12 protein-coding genes are annotated in these 11,891 nt (G+C 64.9%); all 12 read left to right on the top strand.

Annotated features, from left to right (window positions below):
- Nucleotides 1-50 precede the first annotated feature (50 nt).
- Nucleotides 51-908 (top strand): type II secretion system protein GspC, encoded by an 858-nt coding sequence (gspC, locus tag C84B14_RS13495; RefSeq protein WP_353224860.1) that lies wholly within the window; start codon nucleotides 51-53, stop codon nucleotides 906-908.
- Nucleotides 909-2,993, top strand: coding sequence for a type II secretion system secretin GspD (gene gspD / locus C84B14_RS13490; protein WP_353224858.1), 2,085 nt, complete (start codon nucleotides 909-911; stop codon nucleotides 2,991-2,993). It begins immediately after the preceding gene.
- Between the two features lie 287 nt (nucleotides 2,994-3,280).
- Nucleotides 3,281-4,831 (top strand): type II secretion system ATPase GspE, encoded by a 1,551-nt coding sequence (gspE, locus tag C84B14_RS13485; RefSeq protein WP_348767486.1) that lies wholly within the window; start codon nucleotides 3,281-3,283, stop codon nucleotides 4,829-4,831.
- A complete protein-coding gene (gene gspF / locus C84B14_RS13480) occupies nucleotides 4,831-6,045 on the top strand; it encodes a type II secretion system inner membrane protein GspF (RefSeq protein ID WP_353224856.1) in 1,215 nt (404 codons plus the stop codon). The genes gspE and gspF overlap by 1 nt, the downstream gene beginning before the upstream one ends.
- A gap of 88 nt (nucleotides 6,046-6,133) precedes the next feature.
- Nucleotides 6,134-6,592: a type II secretion system major pseudopilin GspG gene (gene gspG, locus C84B14_RS13475; protein WP_348767488.1), complete on the top strand. Its 459-nt coding sequence runs from the start codon at nucleotides 6,134-6,136 to the stop codon at nucleotides 6,590-6,592.
- 18 nt (nucleotides 6,593-6,610) lie between these two features.
- Nucleotides 6,611-7,150: a type II secretion system minor pseudopilin GspH gene (gene gspH, locus C84B14_RS13470; protein ID WP_353224854.1), complete on the top strand. Its 540-nt coding sequence runs from the start codon at nucleotides 6,611-6,613 to the stop codon at nucleotides 7,148-7,150.
- A complete protein-coding gene (gene gspI, locus C84B14_RS13465; protein ID WP_353224852.1) occupies nucleotides 7,147-7,614 on the top strand; it encodes a type II secretion system minor pseudopilin GspI in 468 nt (155 codons plus the stop codon). Before gspH ends, gspI begins: the two co-directional genes overlap by 4 nt.
- A gap of 5 nt (nucleotides 7,615-7,619) precedes the next feature.
- A complete protein-coding gene (gene gspJ / locus C84B14_RS13460; RefSeq protein WP_353224850.1) occupies nucleotides 7,620-8,270 on the top strand; it encodes a type II secretion system minor pseudopilin GspJ in 651 nt (216 codons plus the stop codon).
- Nucleotides 8,267-9,211 carry a type II secretion system minor pseudopilin GspK gene (gspK, locus tag C84B14_RS13455; RefSeq protein WP_353224848.1) on the top strand — a complete coding sequence of 315 codons (945 nt, stop codon included), beginning with the start codon at nucleotides 8,267-8,269 and terminating at the stop codon, nucleotides 9,209-9,211. The genes gspJ and gspK overlap by 4 nt, the downstream gene beginning before the upstream one ends.
- Nucleotides 9,212-9,426: 215 nt before the next feature.
- Nucleotides 9,427-10,638, top strand: a complete 1,212-nt coding sequence (gene gspL / locus C84B14_RS13450; protein WP_353224846.1) for a type II secretion system protein GspL — start codon at nucleotides 9,427-9,429, stop codon at nucleotides 10,636-10,638.
- Nucleotides 10,635-11,135, top strand: a complete 501-nt coding sequence (locus tag C84B14_RS13445) for a type II secretion system protein M (RefSeq protein ID WP_353224844.1) — start codon at nucleotides 10,635-10,637, stop codon at nucleotides 11,133-11,135. Before gspL ends, C84B14_RS13445 begins: the two co-directional genes overlap by 4 nt.
- Nucleotides 11,132-11,884: a type II secretion system protein N gene (locus C84B14_RS13440; RefSeq protein ID WP_353224842.1), complete on the top strand. Its 753-nt coding sequence runs from the start codon at nucleotides 11,132-11,134 to the stop codon at nucleotides 11,882-11,884. The genes C84B14_RS13445 and C84B14_RS13440 overlap by 4 nt, the downstream gene beginning before the upstream one ends.
- The last annotated feature ends 7 nt before the right edge of the window (nucleotides 11,885-11,891 follow it).

Genomic DNA, 11,891 nt, shown 5'->3' with positions numbered 1-11,891 from the left:
TTCTTAGCGTCGCAACCGCAGACGCTTTCTGCTGGGGTAGACTTGCCCGCATGGCCGTTGAACTCTCACGCGACGCCCAGCGCTGGCTTGGCCGGCTGCCGGAAATCGTCAACATCCTGCTCGTGATTCTCATCGCGTTGTCGCTGGCGCGCCTGTTTTGGCTGGCCTGGCCGGCCGATGAAAACGAGCTCATGCCTGCCACCACCACGCGTGCCGATGCCGCGGCACAGGACAGCGCCGTGGATGTGGACACCATCGCCAGTGCCCACCTGTTCGGCGAGCAGTCGGTCACCGACCGTGCGGCCGAGCAGCGCGAGATTATCGACGCGCCGGAAACACGACTGAACCTGGTGCTCACCGGCATTATTTCCGAAGCCAACGGTGACCGGTCCCGGGCGCTCATAAAGAGCGGGCGCAACGATCAGGACAGCTACGCGGTTGGCGGCGACATCGGCAACGGCGTGAAACTGCATGCGATCTATGCCAATCGCGTGATCCTGGACCGCAGCGGCCGCTACGAGACGCTGACGCTCGAAAGCGTGAAACAAGCCCGTAACATGACCGGCGTACAACGCACCCAGGCCGTCTCCAGCGAGCTGGCCGACGACCTCGGTGAAGTGCGCGAGCAGATCCTGGCCAACCCGGCCAACGCGCAGCGTTACATCCGCTTGCAGCCGGAACGACAAAACGGCAACCTCGTCGGCTACCGGATCTATCCGGGGGCCGACCGAGGGCTTTTTGAAAAGGCCGGCCTTAAATCGGGGGAACTGGTCACCGCCGTTAACGGGCAGCCGCTCGACAACCCGGCCGCGTCGCTCAAGCTGTTGAGCAACCTCGCGTCGGCGAGCAGCGCGTCCGTAACGCTCGAACGCGATGGCCAGCAACGTACCGTTACGGTGAATTTCTAGATGACAGCTATTGTTCTGCGCCGGTTCTGCCTGTTGGCATTTCTGCTTCTTGCCGTAAGTCAGGGTGCGGCGGCCCAGTCGGCCACGACTGGCTCGGGCGATGCGTTCACGCTCAACCTCAAGAACGCCGATATCACAACGCTGATCGCTACCGTCAGCGAGGTCACCGGCCGCAATTTCGTGGTGGATCCGCGGGTCAAGGGCGATGTCACGGTCTTGTCGACCGAGCCGATGACGCCGGACGAACTCTACGAGACCTTTCTGTCGGTGTTGGAAGTCCATGGCTTTGCGGCGGTGCCGTCCGGCGAGATCACCAAGATCATTCCGCAGATCAACGCCAAGCAGGACGGTGGCTTCGGGCGCAGCGGCGGCTCGACCCGCGAAGATATCGTCACGCGCGTGATCTCGGTGTCGAACGTGCCCGCCGATCAGCTGGTTCCGATCCTGCGCCCGCTGGTACCCCAATACGGCCACCTGGCGGCATACTCGGCCTCCAATACGCTGATCATTTCCGACCGCGAAGCCAACGCGCAGCGCATCGCCGAAATCGTCAACAAGATCGATCGCAACGGCCTGCAGGACGTGGAAACCATCCGTCTGCAGTATGCCAGCGCGCCGGAAGTGGCTCGGGTGATCGACCAGCTCAAAGCCGGCTCCAGCGGCAACGCGGCCGCGGTGAATTTCAGCGTGATTCCCGACGAACGCACCAACAGCGTGATCATCAGCGGCGGGCGCAAGGAACGTCTGCGCCTGCGTGCCATCATCGCCGATCTGGACACGGCCACCGAACAGACCGGCGGCACCCAGGTCGTCTATCTCGACTACGCCGACGCCGAATCCCTGGCCCCCGTCCTGCAGAACTTCGCCAGCGGCAACGGCGCGACGGCAAGCAGTGCCAGCAACCCGACCTCGGCCAGCGGTAGCAGCGCGGCCACGCGCTCGGCCGGCGGCGCGAGCGCCAACGGCGTCACCGTAATCGCCGAGCCGGCGTCCAATGCCCTGGTTGTGACCGCGCCGGCGGATATGATGCGCGAGATCAAGCAGGTCATTAGTCAGCTGGATATCCGCCGCGGCCAGGTGCTGGTCGAAGCCATCATCGCGGAAGTCACGCTGTCGCGTTCGCGCCAGCTGGGCGTGAACGTGGCCGCGTTTGAAGACGGTGGGCCGGCAGCGGCCAGTATTCTGGATCAGACGACGCTTAGAGCCATTCCTTCGCTCGCGCTTGATGGCACGCCGCTCGATCTCGTCCAGCAGGGCATCAATCTAGGCTTAGGCACCATCAACGACAGCGGTACCAGTTTTGCGGTGCTCGTGAACGCCCTGTCCGGCAATACCAACACCAATGTGCTCTCCACGCCGTCGTTGATCACCCGCGATAACGAGGAAGCCGAAATCAAGGTCGGCCAGGAAGTGCCGTTCGTGACCGGCAACTACACCAGCGGCACCACCGGCGGCGGCGCGACCAACGGCCTGACCAACCCGTTCCAGACCATCGAACGCAAGGACGTGGGCCTGACGCTGGGCTTCACCCCGCAGATCAGCGCGGGCGATACCATCCAGCTGACCATCGACCAGGAAGTCTCGAGCATCGCCCAGGGCTCGAGCCAGACCGGGGCGGTGGACCTGATTACCAATAACCGCACGCTTACCACGTCCGTAGAAGTGGAGAACGGCCAGATTCTGGTGCTGGGCGGCCTGATCGACGATCAGGTCGTCGAGACGGAACAGAAAGTGCCGGTGTTGGGCGATATCCCGATCCTTGGTGCGCTGTTCACCAATCGCACCGTGCAGAAGAACAAGCGCAACCTGCTCAACTTCATCCGTCCAACCATTCTGCGCGGCGGTGGCGAAGCCGACTACTTCACCCGCAAGAAATACAACTATATTCGCTCGCTGCAGGAACAGCAGGCCGAAACCAGCATTCCGCTGATGGGTGAAGAACAGCGCCCGCAGCTGCCCCCGATCGAGGACTACGACGATCGCGACTCGTTCTCGCGGGATTCGGGCGTCAGCAGTAATGAAAGCAGCGTACGCGACAGCGAGCGCGATAGCGGCGGCGAAAAACGCCGCGGTGACGATTTCTAGGGCTGTTAACACTCACGCCAATCGTCGCGTTGCCTTTCAGAAATTCGCCAGGCAAGGCGCGAGGAGAGATGTTTGGTGACCCAAATGAACGACGAGCATGGCCTTAAGGTGGATTTCTGGACCCAACCCGTCGCGACGCCGACCATTTGTGCATCATCCGGCGTTCCAGCTCGCCCAAGTCGCAAAGCAACGCCCCGCGCGCCGCGCATTGTCTTGCACAACATCGGCCGCGGCGCCGTGGTTTGTTTCGCGTTAACAGGTTCTAGCCGCAACCGGCAGGAGCGAACATGAGCGACAGCCTCGAAACGCTCAGCCTTGAACCGATCGTCGAACACGATCGTGATGCCGCGCCTGCCTCGGGCGCCGGCAGCATCGACCGGCTGCCGTTCGCGTTTGCCAAGCGCCACGGCATTATGCTCGCCGGCGAACGCGACGGCGCGGTGCAGGTGACCGTACGCAGCCCCGTAAACCAGACCGCGCTGTCGGAAGTCCGGCGCTATTGCCGACGTCCGCTGGCCATCGAACGCGTCGATGCCGGCTCGTTCGATGCCCTGCTCCAGCACGACTACGAAGGCAAGGCCAACGAGTCCATGCAGATCGTCGAGGGCATGGACGAGGACATGGACCTGACCGATGCCGCGCGTGCCCTGTCCGAGCCGGCCGACCTGCTGGAATCCTCGGACGACGCACCGATCATCCGTCTGATCAACGCCCTGCTCACCGAAGCGATCAAGGAAAACGCGTCGGATATTCATATCGAGCCGTTCGAAGCGCGACTGACCGTGCGCTTTCGCGTGGACGGCGTCCTGCGCGAGGTGCTCAACCCGCCGCGCCAGCTCGCCCCGCGGCTGATTTCGCGCGTTAAGGTGATGGCCAAGCTCGACATCGCCGAAAAACGCGTGCCCCAGGACGGGCGTATTTCGGTACGTATCGCTGGTCGCCCCGTGGACGTGCGTGTATCCACCATCCCCTCGGGCAACGGCGAACGCGTGGTGATGCGTCTGCTCGACAAGCAGGCCGGCCGGCTGGATTTGCCCCAGCTGGGCATGCCGGCGGATACGCTCAGCGCGATCGACGAACTCATTCACAAGCCGCACGGCATCATGCTGGTCACCGGCCCGACCGGCTCGGGCAAGACCACCACGCTCTATGCCGGGCTCACCCGTATCAACGATCGCACCCGCAACATCATGACCGTGGAAGACCCGATCGAGTATTACCTCGACGGCATCGGCCAGACCCAGGTCAATTCCAAGGTCGACATGAGCTTCGCGCGCGGGCTGCGGGCAATTCTGCGCCAGGATCCGGACGTGGTGATGATCGGCGAAATCCGCGATCTGGAAACCGCCGAGATTGCGGTCCAGGCCTCGCTGACCGGCCATCTGGTGCTCTCCACGCTGCATACCAATACCGCGGTGGGCGCGATTGCCCGCCTGCGCGACATGGGCGTGGAGCCGTTCCTGCTGTCGTCGAGCCTGATCGGCATCATGGCGCAGCGCCTGGTGCGCACGCTCTGCAAGAGCTGTCGAGCGCCCTACGAGGCCAACCGGCGCGAATGCGAACTGCTGGGGGTAGATCCGAACACGCCGCCGACGCTGTACAAGCCTGCCGGCTGCGATGCCTGCAACCAGTCGGGTTTTCGTGGACGTACCGGCGTCTACGAGCTGGTGGTCGTTGACGACGAAATGCGCAACCTCATCCACGAACAGGCCTCGGAACAGAAGCTGGAAAAACACGCCCGCCAGAGCACGCCCAGCATTCGCGCGGACGGCGTGGCCAACGTACTGGCCGGCAACACCACCCTCGAGGAAGTGCTGCGCGTCACGCGTGAAGGCTGATGGGCGCCTACGAATACACCGCACTCGACGCCCGCGGGCGCGAAAAGAAAGGCATTCTCGAAGGCGACGCCGCTCGCGCCATTCGGGCCCAGCTGCGCGAACAGGGGCTGACCCCGCTCGAAGTCAGCGAAGTATCCGACCGCAAGAGCGGCGGCTCGCGCAGCATTTCGTTCCGGCGTGGCATCAGCGTGACCGAGCTGTCGCTGTTTACCCGCCAGCTGGCGACCCTCACCCATGCCGGCCTGCCCATGGAAGAAGCCCTCAAGGCGGTGGCCGAACAGACGGACAGCGACAAGGTCCGCAAGATCATCGTCGGCGTGCGTTCGCAGGTCGTGGAAGGCCATACGCTGGCGGACGCGCTGGGCGAGTTTCCCAACAGCTTCGACGAGCTCTATCGCGCGACCACCGCCGCAGGCGAACAGTCCGGGCGGATCGACGAAGTGCTCAACGGCCTGGCCGACTATGTCGAAGACCAGCAGTCGATGCGCCAGAAAGTCATGGCTGCACTGATCTATCCGGCGTTTCTGTCGATTGTGGCGATCGCTATCGTGATCGCGCTGCTGACCACCGTCGTCCCCGATCTGGTGCAGGTGTTCGACAGCGTCGGCGCCGACCTGCCGGCGCTGACCACCGGCCTGATATCGGTGAGCGATTTTCTGCGTGTCTGGGGCTGGCTGCTCGCCCTGCTGATCGCGGCAGCCGTCACCGCCTTTATCTATGGCATGCGCCAGCCCGCGTTCAAGCGCGCGGTACAGGCCCGTATCCTCAAGCTACCGCTGATCGGGCGCTTCGTGCGCGGCGTGAACACCGCCCGCTTCACCCGCACGCTTTCGATTCTCACCCGCAGCGGCGTGCCGGCGCTGGATGCCATGACCATCGGTGCCGATGTGGTAACCAACCTGCCCATGCGCGATGCCATCAAGCGCGCCTCCACCCGGGTGCGTGAAGGCGATGCCATCCATCGCGCGCTCGGGCGCGAGCGGCTGTTCCCGCCGATCACCCTGCATATGATCGCCAACGGCGAAATCTCCGGCGAGCTGGATATGATGCTCGGCCGCGCGGCCGAACATCAGGAACGCGAGGTGGAAACATTACGGCAAGGTGTCATGGGCATACTGGGCCCGGCGGTGATCCTGCTCATGGGCGGCCTGGTGCTGATTATCGTGCTCGCGATCCTGCAGCCGGTATTCAACCTCAACCAGCTGGTCAAATAGCCCGCGGCCCGCGTTGCACGGGCGCCCGTGCGGCGCGCGTACACTCATACATCGACCCGAACCGATAGCCACCGAGGAGTAGAACGACATGAAACGACAAGGGCTTCACGCCGCAACGCCGCGCGCACAGGGCGGTTTCACCCTCATCGAGATCATGGTCGTGGTGGTCATCCTGGGCATTCTCGCCGCGCTGGTCGTCCCGCAGATCATCTCGCGCCCGGACGAGGCCCGCGTGGCCAAGGCCCGCCAGGACATTCGCGCGGTGGAATCCGCGCTCAAACTCTATCGCCTCGACAACTTCCAGTACCCCACCACGGAACAGGGTCTGGCCGCGCTGGTGGACAAGCCGACCACCCAGCCCGAACCGCGCAACTGGAAGTCCGGCGGCTATCTTGACCGCATTCCGACCGACCCCTGGGGCAACGTCTATCACTATCGCAACCCCGGCGAACACGGCGAGATCGACGTCTACACGCTCGGGCGCGACGGCCGTCCCGGCGGCGAGGATTCGGACGCCGATATCGGCAACTGGGCGCTGGACAGCTAGCGCTAGGTTGTTTTGCAGGTGCCGGCACGGGGTCAACAGCGCGGCTTCACGCTCATCGAGGTACTCGTCGTTGCCCTGATCATCGGCGTGGTGCTGGCTTTCGTGTCGCTGTCGATCAACCCGACCGGCCCGGCCGACCGGCTCGATACCGAAGCCGATCGGCTCAACGCCCTGCTGCAGACCGCCGCCGACGATGCGATTCTATACGGCCGCGAGATCGGCCTGGATATCACCCGCGGTGGTTACCGCTTCCTGCGCCTGGGTGACGACGGCTGGCAGCCGCTGAACGCGCCGGACACGCCGCTGCGTCCACGCGAGCTGGGCGACGCCATCGTGCTGGTACTGGTGGATCGCGGCGATGACCGCCCACGCCTGGTACGCGCCGACGAGGATGAAGAAGAGGAAGATCTCGTACGCCCCGAGGCTGTATTGCTGTCCAGCGGCGAGTTCGTGCCGTTCGAACTCGAGCTCTACGCCAACGACGTGGACTATCGCTACCGCATCACCGGCGAAGCGGGCGGCACGCTCGAAATGAATCGGGTGGACGGGCCGCGATGAAACGCGAACACGGCTTCACGCTGGTCGAAGTGCTGGTGGCGACCGCCATCATCGCGCTGGCGCTGGGCGCGTTCATTTCCGGCGGCGCCCGCTATGCCGACTACGCCCGCTATATTCACGACCGCACGATCGCCCAGTGGGTGGCCCGCAATCAGCTGGTGCAGTACCAGATCGCCGAACAGTGGCCCGGCACCGGCACGGAAGACGGCGACACCGATATGGGCGATACCAACTGGCACTGGGAAGCCGAAATTCAGGAATCGCCCGATCCCGACGTACGCCGTATCGATGTTCGCGTATTCCGTATCGACCCCAACAGCGGCGAACCGGAAACCGACTCGACCGCCCTGCTCAGCGGGTTCGTTACCCAGCACGTCGCACTCCAGAACGCGCCGGCCAACGCCGACGACGACGCGACAGAGGCCGACGCCGATAGCGCCCGCGATTACGGGTCCAACTTCTGATGACGATGCCGGCAAGAAGCCGCGGCTTTACGCTGATCGAGCTGCTGATCGCGATCGCCGTTTTCGTGGTGATGGCGGCCATGGCGTACGGCGGACTATCGTCGGTGATTTCGACCCGGGAAACCGTGACCGCCGCGCTCGATCGCAGCAAGACGCTGCAGATGGCGGCATGGCGCATGCGCAACGACCTCGAACAGATCGTCAACCGGCCGATTCGCGACAGCTTCGGCGATAGCGAACCCGCGCTCTACGGCAGCCCGGATATCGGCCTGCAGTTCACCCGCAACGGCTGGCGCAACCCGCTCGGCGATATCCGCAGCAACCTCCAGCGCGTGGCCTATCGGATCGACGAAGACAACAACCTCGTACGCGTGCACTGGCGGGTGCTCGATCGAGCCCAGGACAGCGCGCCGGTCGAGTCGGTGCTGCTCGAGGACGTATCCAACCTGGAGTGGCGTTTTCTCGACGGCGACCGCGAATGGCAGGACCGCTGGCCGGCGAATAGCTCGATCGGCGCAGCCACGTCCGCGCTCCAGACCTCGGCCGGCACCATCGCCGCCAGCTATGATCCGCCGCTGGCGATCGAACTGCGGGTAACCACCCCGACCTGGGGCGACCTGCGCCTGCTGTTCATGGTGCCCGGAGCCGAGAAATGACGATCGTGCATCGGCACAACCAGGGCGGCGTGGCCCTGCTCACCGCGATGCTCATCGTCGCCCTGGTAGGGATTATCGGTGCCGGCATGCTCTCGCAGATGAACCTCGCCCTGCATCGCAGCGGTAATATCTGGCAGTCCGAGCAGGCCTGGTGGTATGCGGTGGGTATCGAGAACTGGCTGGGCAAGCTGCTGCGTCAGGATGCCCAGAACAGCGATATCGACAGCCTCGAAGAAGCCTGGGCGCAGCCGGTGGATTATCTGCCGCTGGACGGCGGCGCGCTGCAGGGCCGTATCATTGATCTACAGGGCCGTTTCAACCTCAATAACCTCAACGGCTCGGACACCGAAGCGGCACAAGAGCAATTCCAGCGGCTCATCGAGCTGGTCGCCGATACCGATCAGGTCACCGCGCGCACCATCGCCGCCGCCACCCGCGACTGGATCGACGCCGATATCAACCCGACGCTGCCGGACGGCGCCGAAGACGATTATTACCTGGGCCTGACACCGGCCTATCGAACCGCGAACACGCTCATGGCCAGCGCCAGCGAGCTGCGCCTGGTCAAGGGCGTCACCCCCGCGATCTATGCCGCGCTGGAACCGTATATCACCGCGCTGCCGCAGGTCACGCCCATCAACGTGAATACCGCGCCGGCGCCCGTGCTTGCCACCATCGTCCCGGAACTGCCGCCAAGCACCGGCGAGGCACTGCTGAAATCCCGCGCCGACGAGCCGTGGAAATCAGTCGATGCGTTTCTGCAGGATCCAGCCCTGGCCGGGCTGGAGATCGACGCCAATCGCCTGGACGTCATGACCCACTATTTCCTCGCCAGCGGCCAGATCACGGTCGATCGTGCTCAGGTCCAGTTCTTCAGCGTGCTCGAGCGCGGTGACAACGGCGCCGTTCGTACCGTGCGCCACAGCACCAATGTCGATTGATCCCGCGCCGCGACGAGACCGCATGGGCAGGCCTGTGCGCGGCCAGCTCCCGGCAGGCCGGGCGGGCGCGACCCGGGCCCCGGCCATCCACGGTCTGCAGACGTTAAAAGCGCTGTCGATTCAGGTAGACTGGCCGCGGATCGTCACCCGCGGGGCCCGTCATCGCCTGGGGTCGCCGCATGGGTCACGGTCCACGATTCCGGGGGTATGTTTTCGTGGCTGAACGATTCATCGTGCATTTCGACGGCGAACACGCCGCCTGGCTGAATGCGGCCGATGAACTCGTGCGCGGTCCGCTCGACGAGGCCGCACGGGCCGCGGACGGGCGTGAATGCACGCTGCTCGTGCCCAGCGAAGATGTACTCATCACCCGGGTCGCGCTGCCGCCCATCCGCCAGGCCAAGCGCCGCCTGCAGGCCGCGGCCTTCGCCCTGGAAGATCGCCTGGTCACACGGGTGGACGATCTGCATTTCGCCCTTGCCGCCAAGGCCGCCGACGATGGCGATACGCCGGTTCTGGTCATCGACCGCGCCCTGCTTCAGAGCCTGCTCGACGCCTGCACGGCTGCGGGCCTGGATATCGTACAGGCGGTGCCGGACGTATTCGCCCTGCCCAACGCCGAGCAGAGCTGGCATGTGGCCGTGATCGACGAGCGCGTGCTCACCCGAACCGAGAGCGGCCACGGCTTTGCCTGCGAACCCTCGCTATGGCCGGTGCTGGCCGGCGGCTGCACGCCGCCCGCGCGGCTGTGCGTCGAAGCGGCCGAAAACAGTGCCATCACACAACGGTTGCGCGACGAACGGACCCTGGAGCCGGCGCCGGAGCTGGAATCGATCGAACACGGCGACGACGACACCGTCTTCGCCCAGCTTCTGGCCCGAGCCGATGCCCATGCGCGTACCGGCATCAACCTGCGTCAGGGCGTGTTTGCGCGTGCCTCGGCGATGCAGGCCTGGTGGCAGCCGTTTCGGCTCACCGCAGGCCTGGCAGCCGCCTGGCTGCTGGTTGCCCTGGCCGCACGCGGCATCGAAAGCTACCAGCTCCACCAGCGTATCGACGCCCTCGAAGCGCGCAGCGAAAGCGTGTTTCGGGAAACCTTTCCAAGGGTCGGCACCATCAACGACCTGCGCGTGCAGGCCGAACAGAACATACGCCAGCTGCGTGGCAGCGGCGGCAGCGGCGGTGTGTTTCCGCTGCTCCAGGCTACGGCCGAAGTCACCGGCCAGGCCGGCAACCTGACCATTCAGTCGCTGCAGTATCGCGATGGCGCGCTGTATCTGAGCCTGCGCGGCGACAGCGTGCAGTCGCTGGAAGCCCTGCGCGCCGGCTTTGCACGCAAGCCTGGCACCACCCTGAACGTCGAAAGCGCCGACGCAGCCGCCAACGGTGTGCAGATACGTGCCAGCGTCAGCGCGGGGTCCTCATGAACGCATTACGCCAGTGGTACGAAGGCCTGGCTCCGCGCGAGCGTGTGGCGGTGATCACCTGTGCGATCGTCGTAACGATCGCCCTGTTCTATTACGCGCTGTGGCGTCCGCTCAACACCAGCGTCGAGGAAGGCCGCCTGCGCCTGACCGCACAGGCAGACGAAACACGCTGGATGCTGGGTATTCGCGACGAAGCTCGCCTGCTGCAGGCCGACAATACCCAGCGCCGTATTCAGGGCCGCAACGATTCACTGCTGTCGATCGTGGACACGACCAGCCGTGATAACGGCCTGGGCGAGGCAGTACGACGCATCCAGCCGGACGACGATGACCAGGCCACGGTCACCCTCGAAAAGGCCAACTTCAACCAGATGCTGTTCTGGCTGCGCAGCCTGCAGCGCGACTACGGCGTGGCGGCACAGCAGATGACCATCACACGCGATGAGGAGGCCGGCACCGTGCAGGCACGACTGACGCTCGCGCGAGGCAACCCATGATGCGCGCACTTCGCTATGGCCTGATCGGGCTCGTCGCGTTCGTGATTGGCCTGGTCGCCTTCCTGCCGGCTAGGGTGGCGGCCGGCTGGGCGCAACAGATGGGCCCCATTTCCATGGGCGGCGTCAGCGGCACGCTCTTCGACGGCCGCGCCAGCTATATTTCCGGGCCCGACGGCGCCATCGAGAACGTTGCCTGGCAGTTGGAGCCCGCGTCGCTGCTGCTCGCGCGTATCAGTGCGCGCCTGCAGATCGACTCCGACCTCAGCGGCTTCGATGCCGATGTCTCGCGTTCGTTGTTCGGACAAACCACCATCAAGAACGTGACCGGCAGCGCCTCGGCAGGCTGGCTGGCCAAACTCGGCGGCTATACCTTCCTGCCGCTGTCGGGCGATGTCCGGGTGAATATCGACGAAGCGGTGTTCGACGACGAACTGCACTTCGACGCCCTCGCCGGCCAGATCAGCCTGGTGAACACGCGCTGGCAGCTGTTCAACCCACCGGTGCCCCTGGGTCGCTTCACGGCGGCCCTCGCCCACGCCGATGAGGGCCTGCGTGCGACGGTGGTGGAAAGCGAGGGCCCGCTTGCGATCGACGGCGGACTGACGCTCGATGCGACGCGGCGCTATCTGCTGGACGTACGTTTGCGCGCGCGTGCCGGTGCCGATGAACGCCTGCCGCAGATGCTCGACCAGCTCGGCCGTGCCGACGGCGACGGCTGGCATCCGATCCGCGAACAGGGACGACTCTGAATCACCT

It is taken from the genome of Salinisphaera sp. C84B14 (assembly GCF_040361435.1).
Lineage (GTDB): Bacteria > Pseudomonadota > Gammaproteobacteria > Nevskiales > Salinisphaeraceae > Salinisphaera.
Note: the sequence above shows the minus strand (reverse complement) of the source record. Positions and strands in the feature narration are given on the sequence as shown.